This is a genomic window from Pseudomonas sp. WC2401, from assembly GCF_041200115.1.
Classification (GTDB): Bacteria; Pseudomonadota; Gammaproteobacteria; order Pseudomonadales; family Pseudomonadaceae; genus Aquipseudomonas; species Aquipseudomonas fragi.
Map to the genome: position 1 here is coordinate 5,039,413 of NZ_CP165623.1, position 19,211 is coordinate 5,058,623.

Genomic DNA, 19,211 nt, shown 5'->3' on the forward strand with positions numbered 1-19,211 from the left:
GGCATGCGGCCTGTAAAAGTGAGGGCGGGATGTATATCTATCGATTGGTCCTGTTGCTGGTTGTCGGGATCTACCTATTTTCTCCCGCCATCATGGATTGGTGGATCGATGCGACAGGCGCCTGGTACAGGCCCTATCTGCTCTGGCTGATTCTGATCGTCGTGACCTTTATTCTGCAGAGCCAAAAAGATGCCGATGAGCTTTAGCCTGACCCAGATGATCCTGATCAGCGCCGCCTACCTGCTGGTGCTGTTTGGCGTAGCCTGGATCAGTGAACGCGGCATGATCCCGCGTGCAATCATTCGCCACCCGCTGACCTACACCCTGTCGCTGGGCGTCTACGCCAGTGCCTGGGCGTTCTACGGCACCGTGGGCCTGGCCTACGAATACGGCTACGGTTTTTTATCCAGTTACCTGGGGGTTTCCGGGGCGTTTCTGCTGGCGCCGGTGCTGCTCTATCCCATTCTGAAAATCACCCGTACTTATCAACTGTCGTCACTGGCTGACCTGTTCGCCTTCCGTTTTCGCAGTACCTGGGCCGGTGCGCTGACCACGATTTTCATGCTGATCGGTGTGCTACCGCTGCTGGCCCTGCAAATCCAGGCCGTGGCGGACTCCATCAGCATCCTCACCCGCGAACCCGTGCAACACCGCGTGGCCCTGAGTTTCTGTGCACTGATCACCCTGTTCACGATCTTCTTCGGCTCGCGGCATATCGCCACCCGGGAAAAACACGAAGGGCTGGTGTTCGCCATTGCCTTTGAGTCGGTAATCAAGCTGATCGCCATTGGCGGCGTGGGCCTCTACGCGCTTTATGGTGTGTTCGATGGCCCACAACAGCTGGAAGTCTGGCTGCTGCAAAACCAGACCGCCCTCGCCGCGCTGCATACGCCTTTGCAAGAAGGGCCGTGGCGCACCCTGCTGCTGGTGTTTTTTGCCTCGGCCATCGTGATGCCGCACATGTATCACATGACCTTTACCGAGAACCTCAACCCGCGCGGGCTGGTCAGCGCCAGCTGGGGCCTGCCGCTGTTCCTGCTGCTGATGAGCCTGGCCGTGCCGCTGATCCTGTGGGCCGGCCTCAAGCTGGGCGCCACCACCAACCCCGAGTACTTCACCCTCGGCATCGGCATTGCCGCCAACAGCAAACCCCTGGCGCTACTGGCCTATGTGGGCGGGCTATCGGCCTCCAGCGGGCTGATTATCGTCACCACCCTGGCGCTGTCGGGCATGGCCCTCAACCACCTGGTACTGCCGCTTTATCAGCCACCTGCCGAAGGCAATATCTACCGCTGGCTGAAGTGGACGCGCCGCGCCCTGATCGTTGCCATCATCATGGCCGGCTACGGCTTCTACCTGCTGCTGGGCGCCGAGCAGGATCTGGCCAACCTCGGTATCGTGGCCTTTGTTGCCACCTTGCAGTTTTTGCCGGGCGTGCTCTCGGTACTGTACTGGCCGACTGCCAACCGCCGCGGCTTTATTGCCGGTTTGCTGGCAGGCATCATGGTGTGGATGGCGAGCATGCTGTTCCCGCTGATCGGCAACTTCCAGGGGTTCTATATCCCGTGGCTGAACATGATCTATGTGCTGGACGATACCAGCTGGCACATGGCAGCCATCGCCTCGCTGGCGGCCAACGTGCTGATGTTTACCCTGATTTCCCTGTTTACCAACGCCAGCCCCGAAGAGGCCAGTGCCGCCGAAGCCTGCGCGGTAGACAACGTGCGCCGTCCGCAGCGGCGTGAGTTGCACGCGGCGTCCCCGCAGGAGTTCGCCACCCAGCTGGCCAAGCCCCTGGGGGCCAAGGCCGCGCAAAAAGAAGTCGAGCAAGCACTGCGTGACCTGTTCCTGCCGTTCGATGAGCGTCGCCCTTACGCCTTGCGCCGTCTGCGAGACCGGATCGAAGCCAACCTTTCCGGCTTGATGGGCCCCAGCGTCGCACAGGACATGGTCGAAACGTTTTTGCCCTACAAGTCCGGCGGCGAAAACTATGTGACCGAAGACATTCACTTTATCGAAAGCCGGCTTGAGGACTACCACTCGCGCCTCACCGGGCTGGCAGCCGAACTGGATGCCTTGCGTCGTTATCACCGCCAGACCCTTCAAGAGCTGCCGATGGGCGTGTGTTCGCTGGCCAAGGATCAGGAGATCCTGATGTGGAACAAGGCCATGGAAGAGCTGACCGGCATCCCGGCCCAGCGCGTGGTGGGCTCACGCCTGAGCACCCTGGGCGATCCCTGGCGCGAACTGCTGCAAGGCTTTATCGACCTGCCCGACGAACATTTGCACAAGCAGCACCTGGCCCTCGACGGCCAGACCCGCTGGCTCAACCTGCACAAGGCGGCGATTGACGAGCCACTGGCGCCGGGCAACAGCGGCCTGGTACTGCTGGTTGAAGACCTGACCGAAACCCAGATGCTCGAAGACAAACTGGTGCACTCCGAGCGTCTGGCCAGTATCGGTCGCCTGGCGGCAGGCGTGGCCCATGAAATCGGCAACCCGGTCACCGGGATTGCCTGCCTGGCGCAAAACCTGCGCGAAGAACGGGAAGACGACGGCGAACTGACAGAAATCAGCAGCCAGATCCTTGAACAGACCAAGCGCATCTCGCGCATCGTCCAGTCCTTGATGAGCTTCGCCCATGCCGGCAGCCACCAGCACAATGACGAGCCCGTCTGCCTGGCCGAAGTAGCCCAGGACGCCATTGGCCTGCTGGCCCTGAACCGGCGCAATTTCGAAGTGCAGTTCTACAACCTCTGCGACCCGGACCATTGGGTCGACGGCGACCCGCAGCGGCTCGCCCAGGTGCTCATCAACCTGCTGTCCAACGCCCGCGATGCTTCGCCTGCGGGCAGTGCCGTGCGGGTCAAGAGCGAGGCCAACGAGCACACCGTCGACCTTATTGTCGAAGACGAAGGCACAGGTATTCCAAAGAGCATCATGGACCGCTTGTTCGAACCGTTTTTCACCACCAAGGACCCTGGCGAAGGCACCGGTCTGGGCCTTGCACTGGTCTATTCCATCGTTGAAGAGCATTATGGACAAATCACCATCGACAGCCCGGCTGACATTCACAGCCAACGCGGAACCCGTATCCGGGTGACACTACCGCGTCATGTCGAAGCGACGTCCGCTGTGAACTGAGACCGTCGAGAGAACCGAATCAATGCCGCATATTTTGATCGTCGAAGATGAAACCATCATCCGCTCCGCACTACGCCGTTTACTGGAGCGCAATCAGTACCAGGTCAGCGAGGCTGGCTCGGTGCAAGAAGCACAGGAGCGTTTCAGCATCCCCTCGTTTGACCTGATCGTCAGTGACCTGCGCTTGCCGGGCGCACCGGGTACCGAGCTGATCAAGCTGGGCCAGGGCAAGCCGGTGCTGATCATGACCAGCTATGCCAGCCTGCGCTCGGCCGTGGACTCGATGAAAATGGGCGCGGTGGACTACATCGCCAAGCCCTTTGACCACGACGAGATGCTGCAAGCGGTGGCGCGCATCCTGCGCGATCGGCAAAACGCCCAGAGCGCCCCGGTCGAACGCCCGGTCAAGGCTGGCAGCGCCGACAAGAACACGGTGGACAACAGCAACGGTGAAATCGGCATCATCGGCTCCTGCCCACCGATGCTGGATATGTACAGCAAGATCCGCAAGGTGGCGCCTACCGACTCCAATGTGCTGATCCAGGGTGAGTCCGGCACCGGTAAAGAGCTGGTCGCCCGCGCCCTGCACAACCTGTCGCGACGGGCCAAGGCCCCCATGATTTCGGTCAACTGCGCGGCCATCCCCGAGTCCCTGATCGAGTCCGAACTGTTCGGCCACGAAAAAGGCGCGTTTACCGGCGCCAGCGCGGGCCGGGCCGGCCTGGTCGAGGCTGCCGATGGCGGCACGCTGTTCCTTGATGAAATCGGCGAACTGCCCCTTGAAGCCCAGGCCCGCCTGCTGCGCGTGCTGCAGGAAGGCGAGATTCGTCGCGTAGGCTCGGTGCAGTCGCAAAAGGTCGATGTACGCCTGATTGCCGCGACTCACCGTGACCTCAAGAGCCTGGCCAAAGTGGGCCAGTTCCGTGAGGACTTGTACTACCGCCTGCACGTTATTGCCCTCAAGCTGCCGGCCTTGCGCGAGCGTGGCGCCGACGTCAATGAAATCGCCAACGCCTTCCTTGCCCGCCAGAGTGCCCGCATCGGCCGTACCGACCTCAAGTTCGCCCCCGATGCCGAACGGGCGATCAGCCATTACTCATGGCCGGGTAACGTGCGCGAGCTGGAAAACGCGGTCGAGCGTGCGGTGATCCTGTGCGAAAGCCCGGAAATCTCGGCAGAACTGCTGGGTATCGACATTGAACTGAGCGACCTGCAAGACGATGACTTTATCGGCCTGGCCCCGCAGCAGGGTATCGGCAACGGTAACACCAGCCTGGACCCTACCGAGGACCTGTCACTGGAAGACTACTTCCAGCACTTCGTACTTGAGCATCAGGACCACATGACCGAGACCGAACTGGCCCGCAAACTGGGGGTCAGCCGCAAATGCCTGTGGGAACGGCGCCAGCGCCTGGGCATTCCGCGACGCAAAACCGGCGTGCCGAGCGAAGGCTAGGTAACACACAGTTTTGTGAAAAAACTGTTACCTGCGTTAAAAGACGTAACAAAAGCCGGGTCTTACGGTAACGATGACCCGGCTTTTTTTTGCCCCGGAAAAGGTAAAAACCCTGCAAACCCCATGTTTTGCGGGGCCGCGCAAAAGTTGGCACGCACCCTGCAATATGTATTCGTACAAGAACAATAAGAATCACAGCAGCACACAATAAAAATAAGACGTATCGGCTCACGCATAACAAGAACAACACGGCGGAGGCGCAGCTAACTGATTGTTTTGGAGAGGCGTTGTAAATGGGGCTAGCCCCACGACCAGGCAGAGAACAACAAAAACTGCACTTAAAGCAGAGCCTGAACTGGTTGGATCATTGATCACATCAACACAGCGACCAAAGCAATCCGTTTGCTCTTATCTCCCGATTGGGAGGGTTGTACAGGCAAGACCTATGCAACCAGGGCGATTAACAAAAACAAAAAGCCCGCAACCAATAATAAAAATAGAGCACGCAACTAATTCTGGGGGAGCTTCGGCTCCCCTTGTGGTTTCTGCGATTTAACAAATCCTGTCTAGCGCGCACCTCTTGGCGCTTTTTCTGCTTGCCGCTTGCAGCTTCGCTCGCAAGAGCGGCTCACTGTCCTACACCATCCCCTGACTAAATGCTAGAATCCCCGCCCATCATGCGGTCATTCTTCGTTTTGGCCGAACATTCCTTCAAACAGTGCATCCCATGCTGAAGAAGCTGTTCCAGTCATTCCGTTCTCCCAAGCGTCGTACGCAACAACTGCGCAGCACCCCTGAAGTGCTCAACAGCAGCCAACACTCGCTGCAACGTGCCCAGTTCAGCCGCTACGCGGTCAATATCGTCGAACGCCTGCAGAACGCCGGTTACCAGGCCTATCTGGTCGGCGGTTGCGTACGCGACATGCTGCTCAATATCACGCCAAAAGACTTTGACGTCGCCACCAGCGCCACGCCCGAGCAAGTGCGCGCCGAATTTCGCAATGCGCGAATCATCGGTCGTCGTTTCAAGTTGGTGCATATCCACTTTGGCCGCGAAATCATTGAAGTTGCGACCTTCCGTGCCAATCACCCGCAAAACGACGAAGAGGAAGACAGCAACCAGTCCTCGCGTAACGAAAGCGGGCGTATCCTGCGCGATAACGTCTACGGCACCCTTGAAGAAGACGCCCAGCGTCGTGACTTCACGATCAATGCCCTGTACTACGACCCAGTCAGCGAGCGCATCCTCGATTACGCCAATGGCGTACACGATATCCGCAACCGCTTGCTGCGCCTGATCGGCGACCCGCAACAGCGCTACCAGGAAGACCCGGTACGCATGCTGCGCGCCGTGCGCTTTGCCGCCAAACTCAACTTTGGCATCGAAAAGCACACCGCCGAGCCGATCCGCGAACTGGCGCCAATGCTGCGCGAAATCCCGTCAGCCCGGCTATTTGAAGAAGTCCTCAAGCTGTTCCTCTCGGGTAACGCTTCTGACACCTTCGAAATGCTGGTTGACCTCGAGTTGTTCGATCCGCTGTTCCCGGCCAGCGCCGAAGCACTGGAGCACAACCCGACCTACACCCACACCCTGATCAGCGAAGCCTTGCGCAACACTGATCTGCGCATCAAACAGGGCAAACCGGTAACCCCGGCCTTCCTGTTTGCCGCCCTGTTGTGGCCCGCGCTGCCTGCCCGTGTATTGCGCCTGCAAGATCAAGGCATGCCGCCGATTCCTGCCATGCAGGAAGCCGCCCATGAACTGATCGCCGAACAATGCCAGCGCATTGCTATTCCCAAGCGTTTCACCATGCCGATCCGCGAGATCTGGGACATGCAGGAACGCTTGCCGCGCCGCAGTGGCAAACGTGCCGACATGCTGCTCGACAACCCGCGCTTCCGTGCTGGCTACGACTTCCTGCTGTTGCGTGAAAGCGCCGGCGAGCAGACCAACGGCCTGGGCGAATGGTGGACCGACTATCAGGACGCCAATGACAGCGGTCGCCGCGAGATGATTCGCGACCTGAGCAACGCCAAGGATGACGGCAGCGGCCCGGCACCGCGCAAACGTCGCCGCACCGGCGGTGCCAAACGCAAGCGCAGTGCGGCAGCGGACGAGTAAGCGATGGAACGTGTCTACATTGGCATGGGCAGCAACCTGGCTGACCCGGCCGATCAGTTGCGCAGTGCAGTCCAGGCGCTTGCGCAATTGCCTGGCTGCCGATTCGTCGGGGTTTCAGCGTTCTACCAAAGCGACTCGCTGCTGCCAGGGCAACCGCGCTACACCAATGCCGTGGCAGCCATCGACAGCAGCCTCGCACCGCTGGACTTGCTCGACGCGTTGCAAGCCATCGAGCTGGATCAGGGCCGCGAACGCCACGAACGCTGGGGCCCGCGCACGCTGGATCTGGACATCCTGCTGTTCGGCGATCGCCTGATTGACGAACCCCGCCTCAAGGTCCCGCATTACCACATGCACGCTCGCCCTTTTGTGCTCTACCCGCTGGCCGAACTGGCGCCAGCATCGCTGGAACTCGCCGATGGCCGCACGCTCGCGCAATTGCTGAACGACTGCCCCTTCATCGGCCTTGAGCGCATCGCTTGCTGAGCTGAAACGAATCAATACCCGGGTAACACCTTCACGGTAACACCCGGAATTGACTTCCAGTGCCCTCGTCACGACTATAGGCATCCCGCTGCCATCCACAGGATGGTGCAAAGTGAAAAGCAGGCTTTATAAGCGCCCTCTATAAAGGTGTGCCTGCTCATAACGATGAATCACGCGCGTGACTCGCAGTGCCTACCACACTGCCTGACGAGGATCCTTTTCATGCCAGCTATTACCCTGACCACCCTGCAAAGCCTTAAGCAAAAAGGTGAAAAAATCACCATGCTGACGTGCTACGACGCCACCTTCGCCCACGCCTGCAATCAGGCCGGTGTTGAAGTGCTACTGGTGGGCGACTCCCTGGGCATGGTTCTACAAGGGCATGACAGCACACTGCCTGTGACGACCGCCGACATGGCCTACCATGTGGCCTGCGTCAAACGCGGTAACCAGGACGCCCTGATCCTCGCGGACATGGCCTTCATGGCCAACGCCACCCTGGAACAAAGCCTGAACAACAGCGCCGTGCTGATGAAGGCCGGTGCGCATATGGTCAAGGTCGAAGGCGCCGTGTGGCTGGCCGAGTCGATCCGGGCCATGACCGAACGCGGCATCCCCGTGTGTGCGCACATGGGCCTGACCCCGCAGACCGTGAATGTGCTGGGTGGTTACAAGGTACAAGGGCGCAACGAAAACCAGGCCCGCCAGATGCGCGCCGATGCCATTGCCCTGGAGCAGGCAGGCGCCGCCATGCTGCTGCTGGAATGCGTGCCGAGCGAACTGGCCAAAGAGATTACCCACGCGGTCAAGATCCCGGTCATCGGCATTGGCGCCGGCAGCGACACCGACGGCCAGGTCCTGGTACTGCACGATATGCTGGGCCTTTCGCTGACTGGCCGCGTGCCCAAGTTCGTGAAAAACTTCATGACCGGCCAGCCCGACATCCAGTCCGCCCTGCGCGCGTACGTCAGCGAAGTCAAAGCCGTCAGCTTTCCTGCTACCGAACACGGATTCTCTGCATGAACACAGTTAAAACCGTTCGCGAACTGCGCGCCGTCATCGCCCGCGCCCGCCGCGAAGGCAAACAGATCGCGCTGGTGCCAACCATGGGCAACCTGCACAGCGGTCACGCCGCACTGGTGACCACCGCCGCACAACAAGCCGATTTTGTGGTGGCGAGCATTTTCGTCAACCCGCTGCAGTTTGGCGCCAACGAAGACCTCGATACCTACCCGCGCACCCTTGCTGCCGATCAGGAAAGACTTCTGCAGGCAGGCTGCGACTTGCTGTTCGCCCCCACCGTTGAAGAGATGTACCCCAACGGCATGGATGGCCTGACCCGGGTGACCGCAGCCCAACTGAGCAATGAACTGTGCGGCAGCCGTCGCCCCGGGCATTTTGATGGCGTGACCACTGTGGTCAGCAAGCTGTTCAATATGGTTCAGCCGGATCTGGCGATCTTCGGGCAAAAAGACTACCAACAGCTGGCAGTCATTCGTGCAATGGTCAACGATCTCAACTTCCCGATCCAGATCATCAGCGAACCCACCGTGCGTGCTGAAGATGGCCTGGCCCTGTCCTCGCGCAATGGTTACCTGAGCGATGAGCAGCGTGCCCTGGCACCCGCCCTGTATCGCCACCTGAGCGAAATGGCCCGCGCCATCGAAGCCGGTGAGCGCGATTACCCGGCTCTGGTGCGCCAGCATCTGGCGCAAATCGAAGCCCTCGGCTTTCGCCCGGACTACCTGGAAGTACGCCAGGGGCAAACCCTGCTCCCGGCACAAGCCACCGATCGCGACATCGTGATTCTGGTGGCGGCCTTCCTGGGCGCCACCCGTTTGATCGACAACGTGCATCTGAATCTCGACAGCGCGCTCTGACAGAGTCGCCTGTGCGGAACCGCGGAATGACCCGCACTCCATAAAGAAACACTGAAACGTTTCACCTGTTGTGACTTAACTGTGACAAAAGTTACTTCTCGGTGTCAGACAAAGCCAAGACAGAAGCAGGCGCGAAGGTTACTGTAATCGCCCTGCTTCCAGTTAACGTGCAGAATCAGACCGACCGAACGCCTGAACAAGAAAAAACAGGCGTAGGTGTTTTCAGTGTCCAAAGGCAGTTCAAGCAAAAAGGATATCCGCAGCGATGGCGTACTACCGCACCCCTCACGACGTTACCGCCCTGCCCGCCTGGCAGGCGTTGAAACTTCACCGCGCCGGCATGCAGAACTTCAGCATGCGCGATGCGTTCAACAGCAACCCGAAACGTTTTGAAGAATTCACCCTGAGTAGCTGCGGGCTGTTTCTGGACTACTCGAAAAACCTGATCACCAACGAAACCCGCGACTTGCTGGTCAACCTCGCCAATGAGGTCGACCTCAAAGGCGCGATCAAGTCGCTGTTCGGCGGCGAAATCGTCAACGCCTCCGAGGGTCGCCCGGCCCTGCACACCGCGCTGCGTCGCCCGGTGGCCGACAAATTGTCGGTCAACGGCGTGAACATCATGCCCGAGGTGCATAAAGTCCTGAACCAGATGACCGAGCTGGTCGGCCGGATTCACGATGGCCTGTGGCGCGGTTACACCGAAAAACCGATCACCGACATCGTCAATATCGGCATCGGCGGCTCGTTCCTCGGCCCGGAGCTGGTTTCTGAAGCGTTGCTGTCCTACGCGCAAAAAGGCGTGCGCTGCCATTACCTGGCGAACATCGACGGCAGTGAGTTCCATGAACTGACCGCCAAGCTGCGCGCCGAAACCACGCTGTTTATCGTGTCGTCGAAATCCTTCAATACCCTCGAAACCCTGAAGAACGCCCAGGCAGCACGCGCCTGGTACCTGGCTCAGGGCGGCTCGGAAGCAGAGCTGCACCGCCACTTCATCGCCGTATCGAGCAACAACGCGGCAGCCGTGGCATTCGGCATTCGTGAAGAAAACATCTTCCCGATGTGGGACTGGGTTGGCGGGCGTTACTCGCTGTGGTCGGCCATTGGCTTGCCAATTGCCCTGGCCATCGGCATGTCCAACTTCAAGGAACTGTTGTCCGGTGCCTACAGCATGGACCAGCATTTCCAGACCGCGCCGTTCGAACAGAACATGCCGGTGCTGATGGCCGCGCTGGGCGTGTGGTATGGCAACTTCTGGGGCGCGCAAAGCCACGCGATCCTGCCGTACGACCACTACCTGCGCAACATCACCAAGCACTTGCAACAGCTGGACATGGAATCCAACGGCAAGAGCGTGCGCCAGGATGGCACTCCGGTATCAACCGATACTGGCCCGGTGATCTGGGGCGGCGTGGGCTGCAACGGTCAGCATGCGTATCACCAATTGCTGCACCAGGGCACCCAACTGATCCCGGCCGACTTTATCGTGCCGATTGTCAGCTTCAACCCGGTGTCCGACCACCATCAATGGCTGTATGCCAACTGTCTGTCGCAAAGCCAGGCGCTGATGCTGGGTAAAACCCGCGCAGAAGCCGAAGCTGAATTGCGCGACAAAGGCATGAGCGAAGAAGAGGTGCAAAAACTGGCACCGCACAAGGTGATCCCGGGCAACCGCCCGAGCAATACCCTGGTGGTTGAACGCATCAGCCCGCGCCGCCTGGGTGCACTGGTTGCGCTGTACGAGCACAAGGTCTTTGTACAAAGCGTGATCTGGGGTATCAACGCCTTCGACCAATGGGGTGTTGAGCTGGGCAAGGAACTGGGCAAGGGCGTATACAACCGCCTGACCGGTATCCAGGAAGAACCTGCCGACGATGCATCGACCCAAGGTCTGATCAACTACTTCCGCGGTCGTCATCGCGGTTGATTGATAGCCAGCCAGTCTTCACCGACTGGCTGGCACCATCGAGAAAGGCATCATGGAATTTATCCGCCGCCCCATCGAACGCCAGATCATGAGCCTGACCGGGCTTTCCCTTGGCAAGCTCGACCTCGAAAACCCCAAGGGCGACCCCGGCCTGTTCGGCCCCGATTCCATCAGTTGGCAGGTACATGGTGATTTCACCAGCATGCTGATTGGCGGCATCAGCGCCTTGATGTTGCAAGCCTTGCACCCGCTGGCCCTGGCCGGGGTGTGGGACCACTCCAATTTTCGCGAAGACATGCTGGGTCGGCTACGCCGCACCGGGCAGTTCATATCAGGTACCACCTTCGGCGCCAGTGGCGATGCCAACTGGCTGATCGACAAGGTGCGCACCATCCACCTGCAAGTCACCGGCACCGGCCTCGATGGCCGCCCCTATGCCGCCAGCGACCCCGAGTTGCTGACCTGGGTGCATGTGGCCGAAGTCAGCAACTTCCTCGCCGCCCACCTGCGCTACCGCAACCCGCATTTATCCGAAGCCGATCAGGATCGTTACTACGACGAAATCGCCCTGGTCGCTGAGCGCCTGGGTGCGACCCATGTGCCGCGCTCACGCCAGCAGATTGCCGATTACCTCGAAGGCATACGCCCGCAATTGTTGTGCGACGAGCGCAGCCATGAAGTGATCCGCCTGCTGCTCAACGCCCCCGCCCCCAGCCTGTTGGCCAAACCGTTTGGCGCGCTGATGATGCAGGCCGGGATTGACCTGCTGCCGGACTGGGCCAGCGATCAGCTGGGGCTGCATCAACGCCCGCAGATGCGCAAGCTGATACGTGCCGGGGTAAACAGTACCGCGCCGATATTGCGCTGGGCCGTGCGCAATGGCTCGGTGCAGCGGGCGCGGCGGCGTATGGGGCTTGGCTGAAACCGTGTCGCAGCCATCGCGCTCGCGCATCTGTTAAACTGCCGCGCCTTATCCATCCCCCAAGGCGCATCGCATGTCTTCCTTGAATCAGGCGCTGCGCGCCGCCCTCGATAACCGTCATGACCTGCTGGCCGAGCTGCACACCCAGGGCACCGACTGCTATCGCCTGTTCCACGGCAGCCAGGAAGGCGCCGGCGGCCTGACCATCGACCGTTACGGCCCGCAACTGCTGGTGCAGAGCTTTCATCAACGCCTTGAGCGCGATGACCTGCTGCAGCTGCACGCAGCCATCAATCGCCACCTGGGCCTCGACCTGCTGCTGGTCTACAACGACCGCTCCCAGGGCAACTCGCGTATCGACCGCGAAGACACCGTGTACCGTGCCGACGATGCCGCCCTGGCCGATACCGTGGGTCACGAGTGGGGGCTTAACTACCGGGTGCGCGGGCGCCATGCCGGGCAAGACCCGTTGCTGTTCCTGGATTTGCGCAACGCGCGTGGCTGGGTCAAGCAACACAGTGCCGGCAAAAGCGTGCTCAACCTGTTCTCCTACACCTGCGGCGTGGGCCTGAGTGCTGCTGCAGGCGGCGCGAGCGAGGTGTGCAACCTCGATTTCGCCGAAGGCAATCTGGCGGTTGGTCGTGAGAACGGTTTGCTCAACCCTGAACTGGCGAAGATGAAATTCGTACAGTCCGACTACTTCGCGGCCATCCGCCAGTTGGCCGGCTTGCCGATCATTCAGCGCCGCCACAAGCTGCCTGCCTACCCGCGGCTTGAACAGCGTGAATACGACCTGGTGCTGCTTGATCCGCCGGCCTGGGCCAAGAGCGCCTTCGGTACCGTCGACCTGCTGCGCGACTATCAAAGCCTGCTCAAACCCGCCGTGCTGGCCACCGCACCGGACGGTGTGCTGATCTGCTGCAACAACCTGGCGAAAGTCAGCATGGACGACTGGCGCGAACAGGTTTTGCGTTGCGCCGAGAAGGCCGGGCGCCCGGTCCGCGACTGGCAGGTCATGACCCCGGCCAGTGATTTTCCGTCACTGGATCAGCAACCACCGCTGAAAACCCTGATCCTTCAATTTTAAATACGCCCAGAGAACGGCGAGCGTCTCGGAACCAGAATCGCGTGCCATACTCCAAGGCACTTCCGACTGCTATAGACGACGTCCCACATGCTCAAAGGATTGATCCGCGCCCTCGGCGCCGTGCTGATTGCTATCGCACTTTATAGCGTGCTTGGCTTCCTGATCTTGCCCGGCATTGGCCTGCGCATCATCAACCAGCAACTGGCCAACTACGCCACGGTGCCCGCCAAACTCGACCGGCTGGAGTTCAACCCCTTCAGCCTGGAGCTGACATTGTGGGGCTTGCGCGTTGGCGAGCCGGGCAAGGAGCAGGTCGGCTTCGAGCGGCTGTACACCAATCTGCAAGCCGACAGCCTGTGGACAAAAGCCCTGCACCTGGCCGCCGTAGAACTGGACAAGCCCAAGACCGAACTGCTGTTCAACAAGGACGGTACCCTCAACCTGACCCAGCTGTTCAAGCTGCCCGCCAGTGAGCCCGTCCCGGCCGATCCCGAGAGCAAACCGTTCCCGCTGCGCATCGACAACATCAAGCTGGCGGGCGGTTACCTGCACTTCACCGATATGCGCCCCAGCGAACCTATCGAATTCCTCTATGACTCGATGGACCTGGAGCTGAAAAACCTCAGCACCCTGCCCGATGACAACGCCGACATGACCCTGGTAGCCGCCGGCCCCGCAGGCGGGCGGATTGACTGGACCGGCACCCTGAGCCTGGTGCCCATTACCTCGACCGGCAAACTGAAAGTCACCGATGGCAAGATGAAAGTCTGGTGGCCCTATGTGCGCGATGCGCTGCCACTGGCACTTGAAGACGGCGTACTGAATTTCAGCACCGACTACACCCTGAACCTGTCCAAAGAAACCGAGATGGTCCTGAGCAATGCCACGGCCAGCATCGCACCGCTCAAAATCAATGCCCCCGATGGCCGCCCGCTGGTCCGTCTGGAGCGCCTGGAGGTCAGCGACACCAGCGTCGACCTGGCCAAACAGGAAGTGGTAGTCGGCAAGATCAACAGCCAGAAACTCGAAACCTGGGCCGCCCGGGAAAAAGACGGCCAGCTTGACTGGCAAAAACTGTTTGCCAGCCAGCCCGAAAAAACACCTGCCAAGACCGCAGAAGTGGTGACCGTCGAAGCACCGAAACCCGCTCCCGTGGCGCCGAGCAAACCCTGGGCCGTGCTGCTCAAGGATGTCGACTTGCGCGACTATCGCGTCCACCTCGCCGACAAGGAGCCGAAAACGCCGGTGGCGCTGGATGTCGGCCCGCTCAACGTGAAGCTGAAAAACTTCGACAGCCTCAACCGCTCGCCTTTTACCCTCAACCTCGACACTGGCGTGGGCAAGCAGGGCAAACTCACCGCCAGCGGCGACGTCAACCTGAGCCCGGTCAGCGCCCGGCTCAAAGTCACCACCAAAGATATCGACCTGCGTATCGCCCAGGCCTATATCGACCCGTTTATCCGCCTTGAGCTGCGCAGCGGCATGCTCGGCAGCGATCTGGCGGTCGACCTCAAAAGCACCGAGCCCCTGGCTTTCACCGTGGCAGGCCGCGCCCAGGTCGACCAACTGCACACACTGGACACCCTGAAAAACCGCGACTTCCTCAAATGGCAAAAACTGGTGCTGGAGGACGTCAAGTACCAGCACGGCGATAGCCTGTCGCTTGCCAGGGTCAATCTCGAAAAGCCTTATGTGCGTTTCATGATCAACGATGACCGCACCACCAATATCGATGACCTGCTGATCCCGCAACCCGCCGGCACCACCGCGGCCAAAAGCACGGCCAGCAAGGAAAAACCGCTGGGCATTCATATCGGCGCGATTGCGATCAACGATGGTTCGGCCAACTTTGCCGACTTCAGCCTGACACCCAACTTCCAGACGGCGGTTCAACAGCTCAACGGCCTGATCGGCACCATTGACAGCCGCAACCCCAAACCTGCCCCGGTGAATATCGCAGGCAAGGTCGACCGTTATGCACCGGTGACCATCAAGGGCAGCGTCAACCCGTTTGACCCGATGGCCAGCCTGGATATCGCCACCAGCTTCAAGCGCGTCGAACTGACCACCTTGACCCCCTACTCCGGCAAGTTCGCCGGCTACCGTATCCGCAAGGGCCGTCTCAATCTCGACCTGCACTACCTGATTACCAATGGCCAGCTCAAGGCCGAGAACAAACTGGTGGTCGAACAACTGCAACTGGGGGAAAAGGTCGACAGCCCGGACGCCGTGGACCTGCCGATAAAGCTGGCAATTGCCTTGCTCAAGGACACCGACGGCAAGATCTCCATCGAGCTGCCCATCAGCGGCGACCTCAACAACCCGCAATTCAGCGTCATGCCGATTATCTGGCAGACCGTGCGCAACCTGGTGTTACGCGCCGCCCAGGCGCCCTTCAAGTTCATTGGCGGGCTGATCAACGGCGGTGGCGCCGAAGACCTGGGCACCGTGTCATTCGCGCCAGGATCGAGCGAGCTGAGCCCTGAGGCGCAAAAAGCCCTGACCACCCTGGCCCAGGCCCTGAAAGAGCGCCCGGCCTTGCGTCTGGAGATTGAAGGCACAGCGGCGCAGAGCAGTGACGGCCCCCTTATCGCCAAGGATCGACTTGAGCGCGAGTTCCAGTACACCTACTACAAGATCCTTCAGCGTCGCGGTGAGAAGGTTCCGGCCAAGGCCGGCCTGCTTACCGTACCAGAGAGCGAAAAAGGCCCGCTGCTAGAGGGCATTTATCGCACGCGTCTCAAACAACAGCCGCCTGCAGAATGGAAAGACCTGAGCCGTGACGAGCGGGCTGCGAAAATGACCGCGGCACTGATCGACTTCTGGAGCAAAAGCGAAGTGCTGTTGCGTCAGCTGGGGCAAGACCGTGCCAGCAGCATCAAGGATTACCTGGTGGATAAAGGCGGGCTGGCGGATGACCGCGTGTACTTTATCGATGCCACGCTGGGTGAAGCCGAGAGTGATGGCCGGGTGATCTCGCCGCTGCATCTGGATAGCGAGTAATGCAGAACGTCGCTGTTTTGTAGCAGCTGTCGAAGGAACGAGGCTGCGTTCGGCGACGTAGTCGTCGTAAACCCGACAAACGCGGTTTGCCAGAAGCAACGGGGGTGTATGGTTTTGCGACGGCTCCGCTGCCGAACGCAGCCTCGTTCCTTCGGCAGCTGCTACGCGGACTTTCGTAACCCCCGATCCCAAATAGAACAGCCCCCGGCGCAGAACGCCGGGGGCTGTAATGGCCACATCCGTGTGGCCGTCGCATGAACCTTTTCAACAATGTCGGCAGGCGTACTGCTTGAATCACCTGCTGATCCTTGTTCCCCCGGTTCTACGAGAAAGGATGCCTTATTCGGCTTTCAGGCCATCAGCCGATACAGCTTTGACGCCTTTGATTTTCTTGGCGATGGACACTGCGATGTCTTTTTGAGCTGAAGTCACCGGCACCATCGAGGACAGGGAAACTACACCCTTGTTGGTTTCAACCTTGATGTCTGTACCTGGAATGCCTTTTTCAGTCACCAGGTCGGCTTTGACCTTGGTAGTGATCCAGGTATCAGAAGTAGCTTCCTTGGCTTTGGTTACTTCGCCTGCAGCCACCACCATAGGTGCCTGGGTGGTCGCCTGGGCAGCAAATGCAGCGTTGGCCATAGTCAGGGTCAGAGCGGTGGCAGTTGCGGCAGCGATAGCGAACTTCTTCATACGAGTAACTCCTGTCTTCTTTAGAGTCTGCGCTGTCTTGCAGCAGCAGGGTTATCAGTACTATTGCAGGGCGCGTGCCAACTTCAAAAAACAAATAAACCCTTACAAAACAACAGCTTACAAATTCATCATTTTTAACCCGTCGTGCAAAATGCATGGCGTCGGTTAATTCTGCATGCAACTTGCGGCTTTCGACTCATGGCATATGGCCCTTTGGCGCTGACTTTACTGCAGCCATAAAAAAAGGACCCCGAAGGGTCCTTTTTCAACGCAGGTATCGGGGCTATTAAGCTTCCGATGCCTTGGCAGCAGCAACGTCCTTGATGGACAGCTTGATACGGCCGCGGTTGTCCACGTCCAGTACCAGCACTTCCACTTCCTGACCTTCTTTCAGAATGTCAGTCACTTTCTCAACGCGAGCGTCGCTCAGCATGGAGATGTGAACCAGGCCGTCTTTGCCCGGCAGGATGTTTACGAATGCGCCGAAGTCGACGATACGCTCAACCTTGCCCACATAGATCTTGCCGATCTCGGCTTCCGCGGTGATGCCCAGAACGCGCTGACGCGCTGCTTCAGCTGCTTCCTTGGATTCGCCGAAGATCTTGATCGAACCGTCGTCTTCGATATCGATCGAAGCCTTGGTTTCTTCACAGATTGCACGGATGGTCGCGCCGCCTTTACCGATAACATCACGGATTTTGTCGGTGTCGATCTTCATTGCGATCATGGTCGGCGCGTTGGCCGACAGCTCATTGCGCGAAACGGCAATGATCTGGTTCATCTGGCCCAAGATGTTCAGGCGAGCGTCCAGGGCCTGGCCCAGTGCGATCTCCATGATTTCTTCGGTGATGCCCTTGATCTTGATGTCCATCTGCAGCGCGGTAACACCTTTGGCGGTACCCGCTACTTTGAAGTCCATGTCGCCCAGGTGGTCTTCGTCACCCAGGATGTCGGTCAGAACTGCGAATTTCTCGCCTTCCTTAACCAGACCCATGGCGATACCGGCAACCGGCGCCTTCATCGGCACACCAGCGTCCATCAGTGCCAGGGAAGCACCGCAAACCGATGCCATCGAGCTGGAACCGTTGGATTCAGTGATTTCCGATACAACACGGATGGTGTACGGGAACACGTCAGCAGCAGGCAGCATGGCCTGAACCGAACGACGGGCCAGACGGCCGTGACCGATTTCGCGACGACCAGCGCCACCCATGCGACCACACTCACCTACCGAGAACGGAGGGAAGTTGTAATGCAGCATGAACGGGTCTTTTTTCTCGCCTTCCAGGGTGTCCAGCAGCTGTGCGTCACGGGCAGTACCCAGAGTAGCAACAACCAGCGCCTGAGTTTCACCACGGGTGAACAGGGCCGAACCGTGGGTCTTTGGCAAAACGCCGACTTCGATGTTCAGAGGGCGAACAGTCTTGGTGTCACGGCCATCGATACGCGGCTTGCCGTTAACGATGTTTTCGCGAACGGTGCGGTATTCGATTTCGCCGAAAGCCGCTTTGACTTCGCTGGCAGAAGGCTGGCCTTCTTCACCGGACAGCTTGGCAACAACCTGATCCTTCAACTCGCCCAGGCGAGCGTAACGGTCGGCCTTGACGGTGATGGTGTAAGCCTGGGAGATCGCTTCGCCGAACTCGGCACGGATAGCGCCCAGCAGTGCGGTTGCTTCCGGGGCAGCAGCCCAGTCCCAAGTCGGTTTGGCAGCTTCGGCAGCGAGCTCTTTGACAGCCTGGATAACCACCTGGAATTCGTCGTGGGCGAACAGTACGGCGCCCAGCATCTGGTCTTCGGTCAGCTCTTTGGCTTCCGATTCAACCATCAATACAGCTTCCGAGGTACCGGCAACGACCATGTCCAGGCTGGAGGCAGCCAGTTGCTCGTAAGTCGGGTTCAGCAGGTAGCCGGTGCTTTCGTGGTAAGCAACGCGGGCTGCGCCGATCGGGCCATCGAAAGGAATGCCGGAGATGGCCAGGGCAGCCGAAGTACCGATCATCGCAGCGACGTCCGGATCGGTTTTCTTGCTGGTGGACAGAACGGTGCAGACAACCTGCACTTCGTTCATGAAGCCTTCTGGGAACAGCGGACGGATCGGACGGTCGATCAGTCGCGAAGTCAGGGTTTCTTTCTCGGAAGGGCGACCTTCACGCTTGAAGAAACCGCCAGGGATTTTACCTGCAGCGTAGGTTTTTTCCTGGTAGTGAACCGACAGAGGGAAGAAGCCCTTGCCTGGATCAGCTTGCTTGGCGCCGACCACAGTCACCAATACGCTGACGTCGTCGTCAACGGTGACCAATACTGCGCCGGAAGCTTGACGGGCGATACGGCCAGTCTCGAGAGTAACGGTCGACTGACCGAACTGAAATTTTTTGATAACCGGGTTCACGGTGTCCTACCTTCTTTGTGGCTCTTGGGGAACGGGTTTCTTGCGAAAGTCATGTGCAACATCGGGTATCAACCCGACTCAGGATGCTTACGAAAA

At 59.5% G+C, this 19,211-nt stretch carries 13 protein-coding genes; 11 read left to right on the forward strand and 2 right to left on the reverse strand.

Annotated elements, in window-relative coordinates:
- The first annotated feature begins 29 nt into the window (after nucleotides 1-29).
- From AB3G35_RS23230 to AB3G35_RS23280, 11 genes are all read left to right on the forward strand, one after another.
- Nucleotides 30-206: a hypothetical protein gene (locus tag AB3G35_RS23230; protein WP_003176118.1), complete on the forward strand. Its 177-nt coding sequence runs from the start codon at nucleotides 30-32 to the stop codon at nucleotides 204-206.
- Nucleotides 190-3,144, forward strand: coding sequence for a sensor histidine kinase (locus tag AB3G35_RS23235; RefSeq protein ID WP_162939352.1), 2,955 nt, complete (start codon nucleotides 190-192; stop codon nucleotides 3,142-3,144). Before AB3G35_RS23230 ends, AB3G35_RS23235 begins: the two co-directional genes overlap by 17 nt.
- A gap of 22 nt (nucleotides 3,145-3,166) precedes the next feature.
- Complete coding sequence (locus tag AB3G35_RS23240) at nucleotides 3,167-4,600, forward strand: sigma-54 dependent transcriptional regulator (protein WP_016783422.1); 1,434 nt, start codon at nucleotides 3,167-3,169, stop codon at nucleotides 4,598-4,600.
- Nucleotides 4,601-5,327: 727 nt separating this feature from the next.
- The gene (locus AB3G35_RS23245; RefSeq protein ID WP_016783423.1) at nucleotides 5,328-6,722 is read left to right on the forward strand and encodes a polynucleotide adenylyltransferase PcnB; all 1,395 of its coding nucleotides are present in this window, start codon (nucleotides 5,328-5,330) and stop codon (nucleotides 6,720-6,722) included.
- 3 nt (nucleotides 6,723-6,725) lie between these two features.
- On the forward strand, nucleotides 6,726-7,208 hold the full coding sequence (folK, locus tag AB3G35_RS23250; protein WP_016783424.1) for a 2-amino-4-hydroxy-6-hydroxymethyldihydropteridine diphosphokinase: 483 nt from the start codon (nucleotides 6,726-6,728) through the stop codon (nucleotides 7,206-7,208).
- Between the two features lie 222 nt (nucleotides 7,209-7,430).
- On the forward strand, nucleotides 7,431-8,231 hold the full coding sequence (panB, locus tag AB3G35_RS23255) for a 3-methyl-2-oxobutanoate hydroxymethyltransferase (RefSeq protein WP_016783425.1): 801 nt from the start codon (nucleotides 7,431-7,433) through the stop codon (nucleotides 8,229-8,231).
- A complete protein-coding gene (gene panC, locus AB3G35_RS23260) occupies nucleotides 8,228-9,088 on the forward strand; it encodes a pantoate--beta-alanine ligase (protein ID WP_095040937.1) in 861 nt (286 codons plus the stop codon). The genes panB and panC overlap by 4 nt, the downstream gene beginning before the upstream one ends.
- 265 nt (nucleotides 9,089-9,353) lie before the next feature.
- Entirely contained in the window at nucleotides 9,354-11,018 is a 1,665-nt protein-coding gene (gene pgi, locus AB3G35_RS23265) for a glucose-6-phosphate isomerase (protein WP_016783427.1), read from the forward strand.
- A gap of 52 nt (nucleotides 11,019-11,070) precedes the next feature.
- Nucleotides 11,071-11,940 carry an oxygenase MpaB family protein gene (locus AB3G35_RS23270; RefSeq protein WP_106116975.1) on the forward strand — a complete coding sequence of 290 codons (870 nt, stop codon included), beginning with the start codon at nucleotides 11,071-11,073 and terminating at the stop codon, nucleotides 11,938-11,940.
- A 73-nt stretch (nucleotides 11,941-12,013) separates the two neighbouring features.
- Nucleotides 12,014-13,027: a class I SAM-dependent rRNA methyltransferase gene (locus AB3G35_RS23275; RefSeq protein ID WP_016783429.1), complete on the forward strand. Its 1,014-nt coding sequence runs from the start codon at nucleotides 12,014-12,016 to the stop codon at nucleotides 13,025-13,027.
- A gap of 87 nt (nucleotides 13,028-13,114) precedes the next feature.
- Nucleotides 13,115-16,030, forward strand: coding sequence for a DUF748 domain-containing protein (locus AB3G35_RS23280; protein WP_369782172.1), 2,916 nt, complete (start codon nucleotides 13,115-13,117; stop codon nucleotides 16,028-16,030).
- Between the two features lie 339 nt (nucleotides 16,031-16,369).
- Here the strand turns inward: AB3G35_RS23280 and AB3G35_RS23285 are convergent, their stop codons facing one another.
- Together AB3G35_RS23285 and pnp are read right to left on the reverse strand one after the other, a co-directional pair.
- Entirely contained in the window at nucleotides 16,370-16,723 is a 354-nt protein-coding gene (locus tag AB3G35_RS23285) for a BON domain-containing protein (RefSeq protein ID WP_016783431.1), read from the reverse strand.
- A 286-nt stretch (nucleotides 16,724-17,009) separates the two neighbouring features.
- Complete coding sequence (gene pnp / locus AB3G35_RS23290) at nucleotides 17,010-19,115, reverse strand: polyribonucleotide nucleotidyltransferase (RefSeq protein ID WP_016783432.1); 2,106 nt, start codon at nucleotides 19,113-19,115, stop codon at nucleotides 17,010-17,012.
- Between the last annotated feature and the right edge of the window lie 96 nt (nucleotides 19,116-19,211).